This window comes from Parasphingorhabdus sp., from assembly GCF_039968395.1.
In the GTDB taxonomy this organism is placed as follows: Bacteria; Pseudomonadota; Alphaproteobacteria; order Sphingomonadales; family Sphingomonadaceae; genus Parasphingorhabdus.
In genome coordinates, this window is record NZ_JBDVPV010000002.1 from 607,806 (window position 1) to 627,334 (window position 19,529).

The 19,529-nt window shown below is 51.9% G+C and carries 14 protein-coding genes; 7 read left to right on the forward strand and 7 right to left on the reverse strand.

All coding sequences use genetic code 11. The features are described from left to right. Positions 1–17: 17 nt before the first annotated feature. Together ABJI30_RS07140 and ABJI30_RS07145 are read right to left on the reverse strand one after the other, a co-directional pair. Positions 18–701: a LysE family translocator gene (locus tag ABJI30_RS07140; protein ID WP_348016494.1), complete on the reverse strand. Its 684-nt coding sequence runs from the start codon at positions 699–701 to the stop codon at positions 18–20. Positions 702–786: 85 nt separating this feature from the next. Beyond that, entirely contained in the window at positions 787–1,959 is a 1,173-nt protein-coding gene (locus ABJI30_RS07145) for an AraC family transcriptional regulator (protein ID WP_348016495.1), read from the reverse strand. Positions 1,960–2,131: 172 nt separating this feature from the next. On the opposite strand from ABJI30_RS07145, the gene ABJI30_RS07150 reads away from it, so the two are divergent. After that, positions 2,132–4,267 carry a penicillin acylase family protein gene (locus tag ABJI30_RS07150; protein ID WP_348016496.1) on the forward strand — a complete coding sequence of 712 codons (2,136 nt, stop codon included), beginning with the start codon at positions 2,132–2,134 and terminating at the stop codon, positions 4,265–4,267. 48 nt (positions 4,268–4,315) lie between these two features. Here the strand turns inward: ABJI30_RS07150 and ABJI30_RS07155 are convergent, their stop codons facing one another. Beyond that, entirely contained in the window at positions 4,316–5,206 is an 891-nt protein-coding gene (locus ABJI30_RS07155) for a LysR family transcriptional regulator (RefSeq protein WP_348016497.1), read from the reverse strand. Positions 5,207–5,333: 127 nt separating this feature from the next. On the opposite strand from ABJI30_RS07155, the gene ABJI30_RS07160 reads away from it, so the two are divergent. Both ABJI30_RS07160 and ABJI30_RS07165 read left to right on the forward strand, forming a co-directional pair. After that, positions 5,334–6,050: a pirin family protein gene (locus tag ABJI30_RS07160; RefSeq protein WP_348016498.1), complete on the forward strand. Its 717-nt coding sequence runs from the start codon at positions 5,334–5,336 to the stop codon at positions 6,048–6,050. 79 nt (positions 6,051–6,129) lie between these two features. Further along, complete coding sequence (locus ABJI30_RS07165; RefSeq protein WP_348016499.1) at positions 6,130–6,726, forward strand: NAD(P)H-dependent oxidoreductase; 597 nt, start codon at positions 6,130–6,132, stop codon at positions 6,724–6,726. Between the two features lie 66 nt (positions 6,727–6,792). On the opposite strand, the gene ABJI30_RS07170 is transcribed toward ABJI30_RS07165, so the two are convergent. From ABJI30_RS07170 to ABJI30_RS07185, 4 genes are all read right to left on the reverse strand, one after another. Next, a complete protein-coding gene (locus tag ABJI30_RS07170; RefSeq protein WP_348016500.1) occupies positions 6,793–7,443 on the reverse strand; it encodes a PEPxxWA-CTERM sorting domain-containing protein in 651 nt (216 codons plus the stop codon). Positions 7,444–7,686: 243 nt separating this feature from the next. Next, on the reverse strand, positions 7,687–11,955 hold the full coding sequence (gene rpoC / locus ABJI30_RS07175) for a DNA-directed RNA polymerase subunit beta' (RefSeq protein ID WP_348016501.1): 4,269 nt from the start codon (positions 11,953–11,955) through the stop codon (positions 7,687–7,689). 66 nt (positions 11,956–12,021) lie between these two features. After that, complete coding sequence (rpoB, locus tag ABJI30_RS07180; RefSeq protein WP_348016502.1) at positions 12,022–16,419, reverse strand: DNA-directed RNA polymerase subunit beta; 4,398 nt, start codon at positions 16,417–16,419, stop codon at positions 12,022–12,024. 255 nt (positions 16,420–16,674) lie between these two features. Beyond that, a complete protein-coding gene (locus ABJI30_RS07185) occupies positions 16,675–17,376 on the reverse strand; it encodes a DUF2306 domain-containing protein (protein ID WP_348016503.1) in 702 nt (233 codons plus the stop codon). A 127-nt stretch (positions 17,377–17,503) separates the two neighbouring features. Between ABJI30_RS07185 and ABJI30_RS07190 the strand changes: the two genes are divergently transcribed. Genes ABJI30_RS07190 through ABJI30_RS07205 form a run of 4 tightly spaced genes read left to right on the forward strand, consistent with a single transcriptional unit; the run spans position 17,504 to position 19,519 of the window. After that, positions 17,504–18,064, forward strand: coding sequence for a DUF2975 domain-containing protein (locus ABJI30_RS07190; RefSeq protein ID WP_348016504.1), 561 nt, complete (start codon positions 17,504–17,506; stop codon positions 18,062–18,064). Further along, positions 18,064–18,600, forward strand: a complete 537-nt coding sequence (locus ABJI30_RS07195; protein WP_348016505.1) for a DUF2975 domain-containing protein — start codon at positions 18,064–18,066, stop codon at positions 18,598–18,600. The genes ABJI30_RS07190 and ABJI30_RS07195 overlap by 1 nt, the downstream gene beginning before the upstream one ends. Further along, a complete protein-coding gene (locus ABJI30_RS07200) occupies positions 18,600–18,803 on the forward strand; it encodes a helix-turn-helix transcriptional regulator (protein ID WP_348016506.1) in 204 nt (67 codons plus the stop codon). Before ABJI30_RS07195 ends, ABJI30_RS07200 begins: the two co-directional genes overlap by 1 nt. Before the next feature lie 2 nt (positions 18,804–18,805). Continuing rightward, a complete protein-coding gene (locus tag ABJI30_RS07205; protein ID WP_348016507.1) occupies positions 18,806–19,519 on the forward strand; it encodes a DUF4386 domain-containing protein in 714 nt (237 codons plus the stop codon). The last annotated feature ends 10 nt before the right edge of the window (positions 19,520–19,529 follow it).

Genomic DNA, 19,529 nt, shown 5'->3' on the forward strand with positions numbered 1-19,529 from the left:
TTGAACATGATAGACATTTAGACTAGCTGACCTTGCAGGATATTGAACACCAGAATGGTGGTTTCCATATCTACATAATTCCACCATGCCAGCACAAGTGCTGCAAGTATCAAAATAATCCCGGCGATGTTCTGGAACATCCGCTGCGGATCACCGACCTTTTTCAGGTTGCGGAGACGGGATGCGATCGCTGCGTAAAACGTCAAACCCGTTGTTTCCGTGATGACAGTCAAACCTGCAAGTATGGCAAATTGCAGCCACAGGTTTCCATCTGAATCAATGAAAGGTGGAATGATCGCGGTGTAAAAGAGCAGGGCCTTGGGATTGGACATATGAACGGCCAGCCCATTGAAGAAACCCTTCCTGAACCCGGCACGTGTGGCGGATGCACCCGAAAGGCGAGCTCCCGTGCTGCGCAGCATGCCGATGCCCATCCAGATCAAGTAGGCGACGCCAATCCAGCGCAAGGCGGCATAAGCAAGCGGAAAGGCCTGTATGATCGCGATCAGGCCAAATGCAGTCAGCGCATACCATATGAAGTTGCCAATATTAACGCCGATCATGGGGCCCAATGCTCCGCGCATTCCGCCTTCGCGACCGGCCGGCAGAGCGTGACTGACCGTTACCATCGTTGCTGGCCCGGGAGTCATGCAGAATATCAGGTCTGTGATCAGGAAAAGCAGGATTGTTTCAATCGGCATGAAGATTTGGATCCGGGATCATGATGAACTTTACTATCTCTGCGCTACAAATGAGGAAACCTATTTTCTCCCCCGAAAGCAGACATTAATCCGGAGCTGAATTTGTCTCGTTGGGGGATTGTTTCTCCAATGGGTTTTGTAAAATTCTCCGATAATGGGATGGCGTGACGCCAGTGCTGGCCTTGAACACCTGATTGAACGTTGCTTTTGATCCAAAGCCGCAATCATAGGCCAGATTTATCAGTGGTTGTTTCTCACGATAGGTTGGCAGACGTTGCTTGAATTCATCAATGCGGTAGGCATTGACATAATCATAAAAACTGACCTGTGCTTGAGAATTGATGACTCTGGATAGTAGTCTCTGGTTGACTTGCAATTGATTGGCCAGCGCAGTCAGGCTCAGTTCGTCGTCGAGATAGGGTTTCTCACGAGACATAATAGTCTCCAGTTTCGCATATAACGCTGCCAATTCTGCACCGTTGTTTCTCAGCTGGGCTACTTTGGCTGGTGTCTGATCAAATCCCGCAATCAAAACCTGCGTGTGCAGATAGCCTTGAGTGCCAATCCAGTAGGTTCCCAATGACAGGAACAGAAGGAACGTATAATAATATGCGATCACCAGACTATCGCCATACAGAATGATGTCTATCGCCCGTAAACTTATCCACAGGGTAAAGAAAACGGTGTAGAGAAGCACTGGCTTTTGTAACCAGCTCAACGTGCGTTTGCGGAGTTCTGAATAGTTTTCTCGGAGCCATTTTGAATATGTGCTCAACAACCGGTTGGTCAGGAACAGATAGACAAAAACGGATATTACCCCTCCTGCTTGCTCGACCATCCAGATGACATGATCGGCATTCAGCGGTTCGGCAACAAAGTAAAACTCGTGCCGCTGGTAGAACGGGCTGGAATAGTACAGAATCTCCAGTACGACCGGCAAGAAGTGAAACAGATCTGTCCTGCCGGGATGGAAGCGAGGATTGGCAAGCGTTTTGGTGTAGAGATAAAGCGACGGTCCGAGGCCATATAACAGCTCCACCGAAAGGAATGAATAACCCAGCGATCTGATGAAGCCCATATCGTGCAAAACCACGCGTAGTATCGGCAACGTGTAAAAGACCAGCATCAGCGCTAGCAACATATTGCCGGATCTGCGGTTCTTGCGAGACAGCACAAGCAAGATACTGATCATCAGGCCGTGCAAACCACCGATCAGGATTAGTAAATTCCAGACATTCAAATTGAGTGATGAATCCATAGGACCAAATAGCTGCCGATTCAGTGATGCAATAGCAACCCGGTTAGTCCAACCAGTGTCGACATTGAACAACTCCACCAAGAATAATTCGTCCGGCTGCATCCAGACGGACGCTGGTTGCTGTTTTTTGACCTAAAAGGGAACCCGTTTTGTGCGAAAAAGAGGTTCTTAGATGTTGTTTGGAAAATTCCGCCTGATCTTGACGGTTCCGCTGCTGTTGGTGCTGGGAAGTTGCGCGGCTCTAGATGCTGAAATCCGCTCAGTCAGCCAGTCTGTTCCGGCAAAAAGTGCGACTGCACATATTCTGGCTGAGGATGTAACGATCATCAGGGATGAATTTGGCGTTCCACATGTTTTCGGTCCAACTGACGCCAGTGTAATTTTTGGCAGCACATACGCCAGAGCCGAGGATGAATTCCTCTATATGGAGCAAGCTTACATCAAGCTGCTCGGTCAGGCAGCAGCTGTTAGCGGACCAGACTGGCTCGCGTGGGATATTTTTCTCAGAAAACTCGAAATAGAAAAACACTCTCGGCAGGAATATCTGGATGCTCCCGCGAAAATCAAAATTCTTTGCGATGCATTTGCAGCGGGTATGAACTATTTTTTGAAAACTCATCCGGAAATCAAACCCAGACTAATCACGCATTTTGAACCATGGCATGCTCTTGTTGGTTACCGACTTTTTCATGTTTCTGGAATTGACGGCGAAACCCAGAGGCAAATCGGAGAACCCGGAATCCTCTCTGCCTTTTCCGGTTATCTTGCTTCAACCATGTGGGCGATCGGATCGTCCAAAAGTGCATCGGGACATCCCATGCTGTTCATCAATCCGCATATTCCACTGGAAGCACCTTATGAAATGTCTCTTCACAGCGAAGAAGGCCTGAATGTTTCCGGTCAATTGGCCTATGGCATCGGCATCTTGCCTATTTCCGGTCACAATGGCGATATGGGTTGGTCGATCACGGCGAACGACCCCGACATTAACGATGTCTACGCAGAGAAATTCATCGATGTTGCGGCCGGGACCTATCAATATGGTGACGAACTACTGACCACCATCAAGTGGACAGAAACCATTGCCGTGGCAACATCCGACGGCGGCACTCAGCAGGAACATGACTTCGAAAAATCTCGCCATGGACCGCTGTTCGATGGTCCGAATGGCCAACGACTGGCGCTCAGAGTTGCCAAATTATCTACCGGCGGTGTGCTTGAACAGTTTTTCGATATCAGCAAGGCCCGTAACCTGAAGGAGTTCAAACATGCTATTGCGCCCATGGATATCACCTACAACAACTTCATGTATGCCGGGCGAGACGGGCACATATTCTACGTTTATGGCGGGGCTATTCCCAAGCGCAATGCCAGATTTAACTGGTCCGAGCCGGTCGACGGCAGCAATCCTGAAACGGACTGGCAGGGGTTTTTCTCACTGACCGAGTTGCCGCAAGTTGAAGACCCGGTTTCCGGATTTTTGCAAAATTCCAACAGCTCTCCTTTTGTGACGACGAACGGCCACAATCCATCGATGGACGACTATCCGAGCTACATGTTTCGGTCTGAGCGGGACACGGCGATTGCCCAACGTTCCCGAGAACTTATTGGGTCGGAGGACAAGATTTCAATGGCGCAATTGTCGCAATTTGCCTTTGATACTTACCTGCCTACCGCAGAGGGAGATATTGGCACGCTCAACGCGGAATGGGATCAGTTCTCAATACAAAAACAAAGTGCGGAACCTGAATTGCAGGAAGCCTTTAACATTCTCAAAGATTGGAACAGACGCGCCGATGCGGATTCAATCGGGGCTGCGGTTTATGTGACCATGTTCCATATCCGAGAGGATGATTCGAAAAATCCGATGATTGGCCGACTCAGAAAAGCACTGGTACTCCTCACAAACAACTACGGTAGCTGGCGAATTCCGTATGGACATATCAACAGGCTGAAACGGGCGACGCAAGATGGCAAACGCACTGGTTCGCAGGCGCATTTTGATCTGCCTTCATCGGGCACGCCGTTTTACATGGGCGCGATAATGACTTTCAATACGGCAACTGATGAAGCGTCCAAAATCAGCTATGGCGAACATGGGCACTCTTTTGTGAGCGTCGTGGAATTCGGTCCGGAGGTAAAAGCTCAATCGATTATGGCCTATGGCCAAAGCCGGGATCCGGGATCAGTGCATTTTTTCGATCAGGCTCTGCTTTACTCAAAACGGAAACTGAAATCCGCCAGGTTCAAACCGGACAATATCAGAAAGGCCGCCACAAGGTCCTATCGTCCGGGACAAACCAACTGACCCTTTTTGCGGAATGCAATTATGTTGTCGCCGGTTAGCTTTCCCGGATCAGTGCAGGTTTTTCTTCAGATGATCGATGAGTGCATTGACGCGGGCGGGGCGCAGTGGGGAAGGGGGCATGACGATATTGAGATCGATCGGTTCGAAATTCCACCCGTGTAGGATGGCGACCAACCGGCCAGCCTGGAGATCCTCGTCGCACAGAAAATCCGGAAGGCTTCCTATCCCGTGGCCTGCAAGGATTGATGCCAGTTCAAGCGATCCATTATTGGTGCGCAGGCGGCATTTTGGTTGAACGCTTGCTTTCTCTCCCCCGGGACCGGTGAGATGCCAGAGTTCCGGTGTTGGCAGATTGGAATAGATAAAGCAGTCATGGTTCGACAATTCGGATGGATGCCGGGGTTCTCCATTTTTTTCGATATAGGAGGGAGAGGCAAGAAAATATCCCTTCATTCGGCGCAACAGGATGGCGCGCAGACTGCTATCAGGCAGTGCAGCGATCCTGACAGCAAGATCAAATCCTTCCTCTACCAGGTCAACCCGGGCATCGCTAAGCTGCACGTCCACGGCGATTTCCGGATATTTGCCCATGAAGTCGGCGATGACTGGCGTGAGATGGGACAAGCCATAACTGAGCGGAGCAGCCATGCGGACTTGTCCCCGCAGCAAATGGGTTGTGTCCCGCGCAGCATCCATAGCTGCGTCGCCGTCATGGGCAATTTTCTGAGCGTGGGGGAGGAGCGACCGGCCCGCTGTAGACAAAGAAATTTTCCGGGATGTGCGATGGAACAGCACGGTGCTCAGACTCGTCTCCAGTCGCGTGATTGCTTTCGATATCGTTGGCTTGGACAGTTTGAGCTCCCGCGCCGTGGCGGTGAAGCTACCAAGCCGTGCCACTGCAGCGAATATCGCCCAGGCTTCATAATCCGGTAAAGACATGCTTCGATTATTATACCATAAATGGAAACAATCAATTTCTATCTTGTCTATTTTGGAAACAAGATTTTGTGACTATCTCCTTCTCAAGCACGGACAACAAGCGGTTGTCTGAAAATGGAGAATGAAAATGATAGAGAAACGCAAATTTTCCGATCTGGCCCATGTCGATCATGACTGGCTACAGGCTCGTCATCACTTTTCCTTCGGAAAATATTGGGATCCGTCTCGTATGGGATTTGGCCCGATCCGGGTCTGGAATGATGATGAAATCGCGCCGCAAACCGGTTTCCCGATGCACCCGCACGAGAATATGGAGATTATCACATATGTGCGTGAAGGTGCCATTACTCATCGCGACAATATGGGGAATGAAGGACGCACACTTGCTGGCGATGTTCAGGTGATGAGCGCTGGAACCGGCGTGACCCATAGCGAGTATAATTTGGAGGCAGACCAAACGCGGTTGTTCCAGATTTGGATCGAACCCCGCACTGAAGGAGGTGATCCTCGCTGGGATGCCAAATCCTTCCCCAAAGGGGGCCGATCGAACCAGCTGGAAATACTCGCCAGCGGGTTCGATGCAGATGTCGCATCCGGGGCATTGATGATCCGGGCGGATGCAAGGCTATACGGCGCAAGCTTGAAAGCTGGCAAGTCGGTCCAGCATGATATTGCGGAAGGTGCGCATATCTATTTGGTGGGCTCGACCGGAAAGATGCAGGTAAATGGCGAAGAAATCAGCGCGCGTGATGCCCTGACTATCCGAGATAGCTCGATACTCGACATCACCGCAGTGGATGATTCTGAACTGGTTTTTGTTGAAGCTATTGAAACTGCCAACTGACACTCGCGAACGGAAGAGCGCATGACTGACGTCAGGCGTTCTTCCGGATTTTTTCCCGAATACAAACAAGGATTTTACGATGACCCAAACGCACAAACCATCAATATTGCGGATCGATGCCAGCGCGCGTAACCAAGGATCGACTTCCCGCGCGTTGACCGATGCCCTGATCGACAAGCTCTCCCCGGAATCAGTCGTGGTGCGCGATCTGTCCCAACCACTTCCGTTTGTAACCGAAGGCTGGATCGGAGCCAATTTTACAGATGAATCTGACCGCAGCGACGAACAGCGCGAAATTCTGGCCTTGTCAGATCAGCTGGTGGAAGAACTCGTCGCTGCTGACATATTGGTATTGGGCGTGCCAGTGTATAATTTTGGTGTACCGGCAGCGCTCAAGGCCTGGATCGATTTGATTGCTCGAGCCCGCAAAACGTTCCGCTATACCGAAACAGGACCTGTCGGCATGTTGACCGGCAAGAAAGCCTATATTGCGCTCGCATCAGGTGGAACAGAGATCGGGAGTGAAATAGATTTCGCATCCGGATATCTTCGGCACATATTGAGTTTTATCGGCGTTGAGGATGTTACCTTTATTGCCGCCGATCAACAGATGATGAAAGGTGATGCAGCGATAAATGTGGCTCAGGAACAGATAGAACAGATGCTCGTTAAGTGAGCCAGAAAAAAGGCCCCGCCAGATTTCTCCGGCGAGGCCTTTTTCAAATTTACTTGTCAGTACCGCTTAAGCGTAGCTGACTTTCACATTGGCTTTGCGTTGACGACGCATGGCCCCGCCAATTGCACCGAAACCAAAGATCATGAACGCCCATGTTGCTGGTTCGGGAACCGCACCGCCGGGCGTTGCACTGCCGAATGTAATATTGTCGTAGGCCGTGAAATTTGCCGTGCCGCCAAAATCGATAGAGAAGGCTGTACCAGCAAAGTCAATACCAATAGCATCCCAGTTACAAAAAGTGCCGTTCGGATCACCAACACAATTGTCGGTATGTTGAGCGGTGAGATCAATTGATCCCAACAGCGAACCAGTTGCACCCAAGCCGCTCCAAACACTCACTGTCGCTGCCGTTGAGGACGTGTAAAAGAACGAAAAGCCGGTATCAAAACCATTGGTTACATCAAGCACGGCATTGTTGGCATCCAGGAAGAACATAACCGTATCGGAAGTCGGCTCGTTGGCAAAATTGCCGTTACCGCCGGCATCTGCATCTACAAGCGCAAGTGTGGCGTCCGAGAAGACATATTCTGGTGCATAAAAGTTTCCGACTGGATTATTGTCGCCAATACCCTCAAAGTCCAGCGTTACAACGGCGGCGGCCGGAGCGGACGCCGCGGCTACTGAAGCCGCAGCAGCTATTAAAAGTAATTTTTTCATAATGTTAGTCCCCAAATTGTTCGACCCGACCGAAAAAGATGGTTGTCTAGTTCAAGGATTCTCAAATTCCTCACCGAATCCTTAAGGCTTCATTAACAAAATTTTCAATTTTTTACAATGTGCGGAGAGCAATATCTCATTCTGTCCCGAATCGGAACGCATGTGATGCGAGTAGTTCAATAAAAAGGCCCCGCCGGATTTCTCCGGCGGGGCCTTTTTTGTTAATGCGTGTGCAGTGAGAAGTTATTCGTTCTCGTCTGTTGCTTCCGGTGTTTCGGCCGGAGCTTCCGCAACTGCGACATCTGCAGCGACTTCTTCCGCTACTGGCGTTTCTTCAGCAGCGGGAGCAGCAGCTTCTTCCGCTTTTAGCTCTTCTGCAGCAGCCATGGCATCTACCATTTTCTGCTGTTGCGCCCGAAGCGCCGCATCGCGGCTGCTTGCAGCGATACGTGCACGGTTCATGCCCGCTCCGGTACCCGCCGGGATCAAACGTCCAACGATAACGTTTTCCTTGAGACCGATCAGCGAGTCCTTCTTGCCTTCCACAGCCGCTTGGGTCAGCACCCGGGTGGTTTCCTGGAAAGAGGCTGCTGAGATAAAGCTGCGCGTTTGCAGCGATGCCTTGGTGATACCGAGCAGAACAGGCTTGCCTTCGGCAGGGGTCTGTTTCTTGGTCAGCTTGGCATTATATTCCAGCATCTCTTCCTTATCGATTTGCTCGCCAGGCAACAGGGTTGTGTCGCCTCCATTGGTGATCTCAACTTTCTGCAGCATCTGACGAACGATCGTTTCGATGTGCTTGTCGTTGATCTTCACGCCCTGCAGACGATAGACTTCCTGAATCTCGGCAACCAGATATTCGGCCAGGGCTTCAACACCCAAAACCTCGAGAATATCATGCGGATCTGGTGAACCGGACACGAGATTGTCGCCCTTTTTCACATGATCGCCTTCCTGGACGTCGATGACTTTCGTCTTCGGTACCAGATATTCTACTGGATCACCTTCCTCGGGAACAATCGCAATTTTACGCTTGGCCTTGTAGTCGCGCAGATATTCTACGCGGCCGGAAACCTTGGCGATAATTGAATTGTCTTTCGGAATGCGCGCTTCGAATAGTTCGGCAACGCGCGGCAGACCACCGGTAATATCACGCGTTTTCGCGGCTTCGCGAGAGACACGTGCGATCACGTCACCCGCTTCCACTTCCTGACCATCAGTCACGGAGAGAGTAGCACCGTTGGCTAGCATGTATCGGCCAGCTTCGCCGCTGTCGGCATCAAGGAGAGTCAGGCGTGGACGCAGATCCTCTTTGTTGGCACCGCGGCCCGAAGCTCGATATTCGGTAATCACGCGTTGTGCGATCCCGGTTGCTTCATCGGTCTGTTCGGTCATCGTCTTGCCTTCGATGACATCCTGATATTTGATGACACCTGGTTTCTCGGTAATCATCGGCATGGTGAACGGATCCCATTCTGCCAGACGATCGCCGAGTTTCACCTTCGCGCCATCCTTGATCAGCAAGCTCGTACCATATGGAAGCTTGTCGGCGGAACGCTCGCGACCTTCATCATCGATCACCGCGATTTCACCGGAGCGAGCGAGTGACAGGAACCTTCCGTTCTTGTCTTCGATCACCGGCATGTCACGATATTGGACAGTACCTTCAGCAACGGCCTCGAGGTTGGATTGCTCGTTGAGCTGCGCAGCGCCGCCGATGTGGAAGGTCCGCATCGTCAGCTGCGTACCCGGCTCGCCAATAGACTGAGCTGCGATAACGCCAACTGCTTCACCGATATTGACCGGTGTACCGCGAGCTAGGTCACGTCCGTAACAGGTGCCGCAGACCCCCATTTTGGATTCACAAACCAGTGGAGATCGAATGCGCGCGGACTGAATGCCGAGCTCTTCGATCACCTTGATGGCTGCTTCATCCAGCAATGTACCGGATTTGATCACAACCTTGTCGTCTTTGCTGTCGACAATATCTTCAGCCATGGTCCGGCCCAGGATACGTTCGCCAAGCGATGCGATAACCGAACCACCCTGGACAATGGCTTTCATTTCCAGTGCATTTTCGGTGCCGCAATCATTTTCGACAATCGTACAATCCTGAGAGACGTCCACCAGACGGCGAGTCAGATAGCCCGAGTTTGCGGTTTTCAACGCCGTATCCGCGAGGCCTTTACGGGCTCCGTGGGTCGAGTTGAAATATTCGAGAACCGTCAGACCTTCTTTAAAGTTCGAGATAATTGGTGTTTCAATAATCTCGCCAGAAGGTTTGGCCATCAGACCGCGCATACCGCCCAGCTGTTTCATCTGTGCTGGCGAACCACGTGCGCCAGAGTGGCTCATCATGTAGATTGCATTAATCTCACGCTCACGGCCATGCTCGTCCTCTGGCGTCGCTGCCAGTTCGTCCATCATGGCGTTTGCAACCGTGTCACCACAGCGGGACCAGGCATCGATCACCTTGTTGTATTTTTCCTGCTGGGTGATGAGACCATCTTGATATTGTTGCTCATAGTCAGCAACCAAGGCCCGGGTCTCTTCAACTGTGGCATCTTTCGAGTCCGGAATGATCATGTCATCCTTGCCGAAGGAAATACCAGCCTTACAGGCGTGTCGGAAGCCAAGGCCCATGATCGCATCGGCGAAAAGGACCGTGTCTTTCTGACCGGTGTGACGATAAACTTGGTCAATCACGTCGCCGACCTCTTTCTTGGTCAGCAAGCGGTTAACGATATCAAACGGCACCTTGTGTGATTTCGGCAGACATTCCGCGATCAGCAAACGACCAGGTGTTGTTTCAAACCGCACGAGAATGGGATTGCCGTCTTCATCAGTCTGCGGAACGCGGGTTGTGATCTTGGAGTGCAAGGTCACCGCGCCAATTTCCAGTGCCTGATGCACTTCGGCCATGTCGGCAAGGATCATGCCTTCGCCTGGTTCGCCTTTGCGATCCATTGTCAGGTAATAGATACCAAGAACCATATCCTGTGAAGGAACAATGATCGGTTTGCCATTGGCTGGTGAAAGGATGTTGTTGGTCGACATCATCAGGACACGCGCTTCCAGCTGGGCTTCGAGGCTCAGCGGAACGTGGACAGCCATTTGGTCGCCGTCAAAGTCGGCGTTGAAGGCGGAGCAGACCAGTGGATGAAGCTGAATGGCTTTCCCTTCGATCAATACAGGTTCAAACGCCTGGATACCAAGACGGTGAAGTGTTGGTGCGCGGTTCAGCATCACGGGATGCTCGCGGATCACTTCCTCGAGAATATCCCAGACTTCCTTGCGCTCTTTCTCCACCCATTTTTTCGCCTGTTTAAGCGTCATAGAGAGGCCTTTGGCGTCGAGCCGTGCGTAGATAAACGGCTTGAACAATTCGAGAGCCATCTTTTTCGGCAGACCGCACTGATGCAGTTTCAGCTCGGGACCGGTCACGATCACCGAGCGACCGGAATAGTCGACACGTTTACCGAGAAGGTTCTGACGGAAACGGCCCTGCTTGCCTTTGAGCATGTCGGACAGCGATTTCAGCGGGCGCTTGTTGGCACCGGTAATGGTACGACCACGACGGCCATTGTCGAACAGGGCGTCAACAGACTCCTGCAACATGCGCTTCTCGTTGCGGACAATGATGTCCGGCGCGCGCAGTTCCATCAGGCGTTTCAAACGGTTATTCCGGTTGATCACACGGCGATAGAGATCGTTGAGATCGGATGTTGCAAATCGGCCGCCATCCAAAGGCACCAGCGGGCGCAGCTCGGGTGGAATGACGGGAATGATTTCAAGGATCATCCATTCCGGTTTGTTGCCGGATTCGATGAAGCTTTCGACCACTTTAAGCCGCTTGATGATTTTCTTGGGCTTGAGCGTCGACTTGGTTGTCGCCAGCTCTTCCATCAGGTCTTCTTTTTCACGCTCCAGATCAAGGTCCTGCAGCATGATTTTGACAGCTTCGGCACCGATGCCGGCGGAGAATGCATCTTCGCCATATTCATCTTGTGCTTCCAGCATTTCGTCTTCGGTCAACAGCTGGAATTTCTCCAAAGCCGTCAAACCGGGTTCGATAACTACGTAGCTTTCGAAATAAAGCACGCGCTCCAGCTGCTTGAGTTGCATGTCGAGCAACAAGCCGATGCGGCTTGGCAGAGATTTCAGGAACCAGATATGTGCGACCGGAGCGGCAAGGTCGATATGACCCATGCGTTCGCGACGAACTTTGGTTACCGTAACTTCGACACCGCATTTCTCGCAGACAATGCCTTTATATTTCATGCGCTTGTATTTACCGCACAGGCATTCGTAATCCTTGACCGGGCCAAAGATACGCGCACAGAACAGGCCGTCACGCTCGGGCTTGAACGTCCGGTAGTTAATGGTTTCCGGTTTTTTGATTTCACCAAAAGACCAGCTGCGAATCCGCTCGGGAGAGGCCAGACCAATCTGGATCTGGTCAAATGTTTCCGGCTTTGCGATCGGATTTGCGAAATTTGTTACTTGGTTCATTATTTCTTCCTTCGGGGCCTGTGCCCAAAAATCTAAATGCTAGGAGCGGGAATGAGGTTTAGTTTCTCACTCCGCCGCTATCGCAATGCCGTCCTCATCATCGCCATCTTCATCTTCGTCACCGAAGCTGGAGAGTTCGACGTTGAGACCCAGCGAACGCATTTCCTTGACCAGAACGTTGAAGCTTTCCGGAACGCCGGCTTCGAATGTATCGTCACCTTTGACGATGGCTTCGTAGACCTTGGTCCGACCGATCACGTCATCCGACTTGACCGTCAGCATTTCCTGTAGCGTGTAAGCCGCGCCATATGCTTGCAGCGCCCAGACTTCCATTTCACCAAACCGCTGTCCGCCGAACTGAGCTTTACCGCCCAGTGGCTGCTGCGTGACGAGAGAATAAGGTCCAATGGAACGTGCGTGGATCTTGTCGTCAACCAGATGGTGCAGTTTGAGCATATAGATATAGCCCACTGTTACCTTGCGATCGAACTTGTCACCGGTCCGGCCATCATAAAGATCAACCTGTCCGCTGCGATCCAGTCCGGCGAGTTCCAGCATGTCTGAGACGTCGCTTTCGTGCGCGCCGTCAAACACCGGCGTGCCCATTGGAACACCATTGCGCAAATGTCCGGCCATTTCGACAATCTCAGCCGTATCACGTGCATCAATATCTTCGTGATATTGCTCGCCATAGATGACCTTCAACCGCTCTTTAACCGCATCGGGTGGTGGCGCTGCCTCCGGATTCGGGTTTGCGTGTTTCCAGTCTTCGAGAGCATGCGTAATCTGCTCGCCGAGACCACGTGCGGCCCAACCGAGGTGGGTCTCGAAGATCTGGCCTACGTTCATTCGCGAAGGCACGCCCAGCGGGTTCAGAACGATATCGACCGGTGTTCCGTCATCAAGGAACGGCATGTCTTCCTGCGGAAGAATGCGGGAGATAACCCCCTTGTTTCCGTGACGGCCAGCCATTTTGTCGCCGGGTTGCAGCTTGCGCTTCACCGCGACGAATACTTTGACCATCTTCAGGACACCAGGAGCAAGCTCATCACCACGCTCCAGTTTCTCGCGACGATCTTCGAAACGCTCGTTGATCTCCTTGATCGCCTCGTCATATTGCCCGCGGGTTGCTTCGAAATCAGCCTGGACCTTGTCGTCCTTGACCGCGATCTTCCACCAGTCCGCATTGTCCAGTTCGGACAGACTTTCTTTGTCGATCTTCGCGCCCTTTTTCATAGGCTTCGGAGCAGAAGTTGCCGTCTGACCAATCAACATGTCTTTAAGCGCGTTAAAAGTAGCCCGGTTCAGGATGGCACGTTCGTCATCTCTGTCCTTCGTGAAGCGCGAGATTTCTTCGCGTTCGATGGCCAGTGCACGCTCGTCTTTGTCGATGCCGTGGCGGTTAAACACACGAACTTCAACAACCGTACCCGCAACGCCCGGCGGCAAACGCAGAGACGTGTCACGAACATCGGAAGCTTTTTCGCCAAATATCGCACGAAGAAGCTTTTCCTCCGGTGTCATTGGCGATTCACCCTTCGGTGTGATCTTGCCGACAAGAATATCGCCGGGTTCGATTTCTGCACCGATATACACGATGCCGGCTTCATCGAGGTTGCGCAGGGCTTCCTCGCCAACATTCGGGATATCGCGGGTAATGTCTTCAGGTCCAAGCTTCGTGTCACGCGCCATGACTTCAAATTCTTCGATATGAATCGAAGTGAAAACATCGTCTTTCACGATACGCTCGGAAATGAGGATACTATCCTCATAGTTGTAACCATTCCAGGGCATGAAGGCGACGAGACTGTTTTTGCCCAATGCCAGTTCGCCCATGTCGGTCGAAGGACCGTCTGCAATAGTATCACCGGTCTGGATTATGTCGCCAACCTTTACCAGCGGACGCTGGTTGATGCAGGTGTTCTGGTTGGAACGCTGGAATTTCTGCAGCGTGTAAATGTCGACGCCGGACTTGCCTGCTTCGACGTCACCCTGCGCACGAATAACAATACGTGTTGCATCCACCTGGTCGACAATACCGCCGCGGCGTGCCGCGATAGCTGCGCCTGAATCGCGCGCTACGGTCTCTTCCATGCCGGTTCCAACGAACGGCGCTTCGGCTTTCACCAAAGGCACCGCCTGGCGTTGCATGTTCGATCCCATCAATGCGCGGTTGGCGTCATCGTTTTCCAGGAAAGGAATAAGTGAGGCAGCGACGGACACCAGCTGTTTCGGCGAAACGTCCATCAGTGTGATCTGATCGCGATGAGCAATCAGAAATTCGCCTGCTTCACGAGAAGAGACCAGTTCTTCAACAAAACTTCCGTCCTTGTTGAGTTCAGCATTGGCCTGCGCCACGGTATGCTTCTGCTCTTCCATGGCGGAGAGATAGACCACATCATTGGTGACCTTGCCGTCCTTGATCTGACGATAAGGCGTTTCGATAAAGCCATATTTGTTCACTCGGCTAAACGATGCGAGTGAATTGATCAGGCCAATATTCGGGCCTTCAGGTGTTTCAATCGGGCAAATCCGGCCATAGTGGGTAGGATGAACATCGCGGACTTCAAAGCCAGCGCGTTCGCGGGTCAGGCCACCGGGCCCAAGTGCAGACACACGGCGTTTATGGGTGACTTCCGAAAGCGGGTTGGTCTGATCCATAAATTGAGAGAGCTGTGATGATCCGAAAAATTCACGAACCGTAGCAACTGCCGGTTTTGCGTTAATCAGATCGTTCGGCATGACTGTCGATACGTCAACCGAGCTCATCCGTTCCTTCACGGCGCGTTCCATGCGGAGCAGACCAACGCGATATTGGTTTTCCAGCAATTCGCCCACCGAACGGACACGGCGATTGCCGAGGTTATCGATATCGTCAATCTCGCCCTTGCCATCCTTGAGGTCGACCAGAGTCTTGACCACTGCCAGAATGTCTTCCTTGCGCAAAACCGTATAGTCGTCCGGTGCATCGAGATCGAGGCGCATGTTCAGTTTGACGCGGCCAACGGCGGAAAGGTCGTAGCGTTCCGGATCGAAGAACAGGCCTTCGAACAGCGCTTCTGCGGTTTCCCGGGTTGGCGGCTCGCCCGGGCGCATGACACGGTAGATGTCGGACAGCGCATCGTCGCGCGTGTCGGCCTTGTCTACTTTCAGTGTGTTGCGGATCCATGGGCCTGTCGTGACGTGATCAATGTCCAGCAATTCGAGTTGGTCGATACCGGCTGCATCAAGCTTCTCGAGATTTTCTGCGGTTACCTCATCACCAGCTTCGATATAAATCTCGCCAGTTTTTTCGTTGATCAGATCGAACGCGCTGTAGCGACCGAAGATTTCTTCAGTTGGAATAACGACATTTTTCATGCCATCTTTCTCAGCCTTGTTGGCACCGCGGGGCGTAATTTTTGCGCCTGAAGCAAATATGACTTCTCCACTGTCGGCATCGACAATATCAAATGTCGGTTTCTGACCGCGCCACTGTTCTGCAACGAAAGGAATAGTCCAGCCATCTTTGGCGCGCTTGTAGACAATGCGGCCATAAAACTGGTTGAGAATATCTTCCTCGGAATAGCCCTGTTTCAGGATGCCAGTGATTTCGGCACTCTTGGTGCGGCCTTCATCTTCAATCTTGCCTTGAATTTCGATCGCGCCCATGGGCTCCTTGATCGTGATCCGGTTGCCATCCATTTCGATAATTTCGGCAGGCTGTTTCATACCGGAAACGCGAACCATCTCGCCGACTTTAAAGTTGGGTTTCTTTTCTTTGACTTCGATCGTCGCATCACCCAGCGAGCGCAGCAAAGCGGTTACCGGCAATTTGCGTTTACGGTCGATACGAACGTTCACAATGTCCTTGGCGTCAAATTCAAAGTCGAGCCACGAACCGCGATATGGAATAACGCGCGCAGCGAACAGGAATTTACCGGATGAGTGGGTCTTGCCACGATCGTGGTCAAACAATACGCCGGGTGAACGGTGCATCTGGCTGACAATAACGCGCTCTGTTCCGTTGATGACGAACGTCCCGTTCTTGGTCATCAAAGGCATGTCGCCCATATAGACGTCTTGCTCTTTAATATCGAGGACGGAGCGTGCTTCGGTTTCCGGATCGACTTCAAACACGATCAGGCGCAATGTCACTTTCATTGGCGCAGCATAGGTGATGCCCCGCTGACGACATTCTTCAACATTATATTTGGGATCTTCGAGTTCGTAGTTGACGAAGTCCATTTCGGCGGTGCCAGCAAAATCACGGATCGGGAAAACGCTGCGCAGCGTTTTTTCCAGACCGGAAACATAACCCGTATCCTTGTCGGATCGCAGGAACTGCTCATATGATTCGCGCTGAACCTCGATCAGGTTCGGCATTTCGATTACTTCATGAATATCACCGAAGATCTTGCGAATACGTTTCTTGCGGGTGGGGGTGGGAGCTGTCGTTTTAACGGAAGCTGCTGTAGTCGCCATATGTAATGTGCCTTCTCGCCATCACCGGACTTGTGCGTCTTTTGAAGCACTTGGCCTGTGGAAAAACAATTTCGTGGGGCGCTCCAGAACAACAAAAGCCGCATGTCTCCGCCACCCGTTATCTGGGGCGGAAACCGCAGCTTTTTAGCGTCCTGAAAACCGGTCAGATCCCATTCGTATGACATGCTGCGCAACTGCATGCCTTGTCTCGAAACCTGTGGTGAGGCCTGCATATAGGGAGATGTTGGATTTGGGTCAAGAGCCGGGGTGGGGATGTTTTGTCCCGGTGGGTGGTTTGTCACGGTACCATTTCGTCGCCAAAACACGAACTATCCAGAACAGCATGATGAGAAGGATCAGTGGCTCGGGTATACTCAAAAATCCGCTGTCGCGAATGGCTTTGGGAAAGGCGGTTGCGCCGGGCCCGGTGAAAAGCGAACCAACGGCGATAAAATAGGCAAAGCACATCCGCCACAAATGACGTGCAATGCGCCGTTTTCCTGAAATTCCCTTGCGCGCCAGCATGACGAGATCGCCTATTGCCAGTAATGCGGCCAGACCAGCGAAGAAAAAATGGGGCATCGCCGGGAGTCCGTCCTTCAATCCGGTCGGGCTGTTTTGCGCTTCGAGGCCGGTCGCGATTCCGCCGGCCACAACGCTCAATATGATGGCCAGCATCAGGTAGTCGAGCAAATCTACTTTGCCATCTGCGCGTTTTGCCGCCAACCAGGATGTGGTGACCAGATATATAGTGACAACGCCGCCCATGACCGAGATCGCCATCGGAAGAACCATGGCGATATATATGCCCGCCACCGCCATGATGAGCATCGATCCGAGAAACATATTGCCGGCCAATCGGTGTGGGCGCGTGCCCTTGGCCGCAAGCAGGGCAGCTGCACCTGCGAGGATCGCAATTGCACCCATGGCGACGTGAATAAATGTGATTATTGGCATGGGTTTCCTCTCGTTGTGCAAAAGCGCTTATAGCAATATTTATTGAAAAACAATAAAACTGTTGATGTTTTTCGATATAGTGTTATTGATAAACGATAAGCAACGACGAATCAGAAACGGAAAACCCATGACTCACACCAAGCCAGCCAATGACATTGTTCTCAAATCGACGCGCGGAATATTGATATTCACCAAGTGGCTATTGGTGCTCGGCGCGGGCGTCCTGACAATTGCCGTGCCGACCATATTGGCCTTCACTGACGAGGTGACGAACGAGATGGCGGATGTGTTTGTTGCGCCGCCGGGACCGGAAATCGTGTGGATGATTGCCGGCATGATGGTCTTTGGCCTTGTAATGCTGCTGCTGATCCTGTTTTCGATCAACCGGCTTCGGAGGATCGTCGACTCGGTGGGTGAGGGCAATCCCTTTACGCGGATCAACGGTACCAGACTGCGCGGAATGGGAATTGCCGTATTCCTGATGCAAATCATCACGTTCTTTGGCAGCATATTTGCGACGACAATTCTCACCACGCTAGGCGAAGTCAAACCGGATCGGGATTTCAGCCTGACCATCGACGGCGGCATTTCCATTACCGGTATCTTGCTGGTGCTGTTGCTGATCATTCTCGCCCGCGTATTTGATCGCGGTGCAGACATGCAGGACGAGCTGGAGGGGACGGTCTAGTGACAAAAACGCTGTGCGATCCTTTCCTGAAAACCGGTGTTATCATCGCCAGGTCTGGACAGCATCTGTTCGCTTCGGCCGCGGCTCTTACACTCGTCGCGGTTCCTTTGGCGATCATCTACAGCGATAGAATACTTCAGGCCGTCCACCAGCATTTTGGTATGGCGGAATCGCACTATCCTGTCGGCTCAGTGGTGGCGTTGTTGTTATTTGTGTCTGTCGTTCTGGCTCTTTGGTGGATGTTCTTTCGCTCTCTTGCCAATATCGTCGACACAATAGCCGGCGGAGATCCGTTCATCGCCAGAAATTCGGACCGGCTCCGGCATATGGCGTTGCTTTTGCTCGCCATTCAACTTGCATATATTCCCACTGCGGCCTTCGGGTTGATTGTCGAAACGGCGTTCAAGGGATCCACATCACAGGTTGATATTTTCTGGGACCTTACTGGTTTGCTGATGGTCATGGTCCTGTTTGTTTTTGCGCGCGTCTTTCGCCTTGGCACCGATATGCGCGATGATCTGAAAGGGACTATCTAATGGCGATTTTCGTGAAACTGGATGATCTGCTGCACGATAACCGGATGACTTTGACCGAGTTGGCAGAGAGGGTCGACATTACAATCGCCAACCTGTCGATCCTGAAAACCGGCAAAGCCAAGGCCATGCGATTTTCGACACTGGAGGCGATCTGTCGGGAACTGAAATGTCAGCCGGGTGATTTGCTGGAGTTTAAGGATTGACCATGATTGATCAGAATGTCTCAAACCCTCTCGAACCCAAGTTTATTGCACGCATTGTTGGCGGATCATTGCTGGCCGCGATATTTGTTGGCATGATTTCCGCGCTAACGGTTGGCGAGGGCATTGATATAAATCTTTCCGCCGATGTCGTGGCAACGGCACAGAATATACTGGAAGCCGAAACGCAATTGCGCGCAAAAGCCTATATTACGTTGCTGACCTTTGGATTGTCGGTCGTGGTTGGTATTGGCCTGTACCTTCTTCTGCGCGCTTCGGGACCGTTGCTGGCCGGATGGAGTCTGATCGTCAGTCTCGGGGCAGCAATGCTTGTTCTAATGAGTGCAGTTTTCAATTTGAATGCAGCAGAAATCGCTGGCGATCTGGCCTATTCTGAAATGGCCGTCGAAAAGCAGAGATTGTTGCTTGCCGGCTTGCAGGCTACCTCAGAATACACATCTTTTCACCTGAGTCTGGTGCTGTCGAGCGTTTCCAATGCCGGGTTCTTCTATCTGTTCTTGCGGTCCGGATTGATTCCGAAACTTATTGCCGGTTGGGGCGTTTTCGCATTTCTGTTTGTGGCAACCATGATTGTGGGACGCGACTTCATCCCGGCACTGGGACACAATTATGTTACCATGGCATTTATGATATCCAACATGATTGCGCTGTTTTCGGCAGCATTTTACCTCATCATAAAAGGCGTGCGCATCCTATAGATTCCAGGCC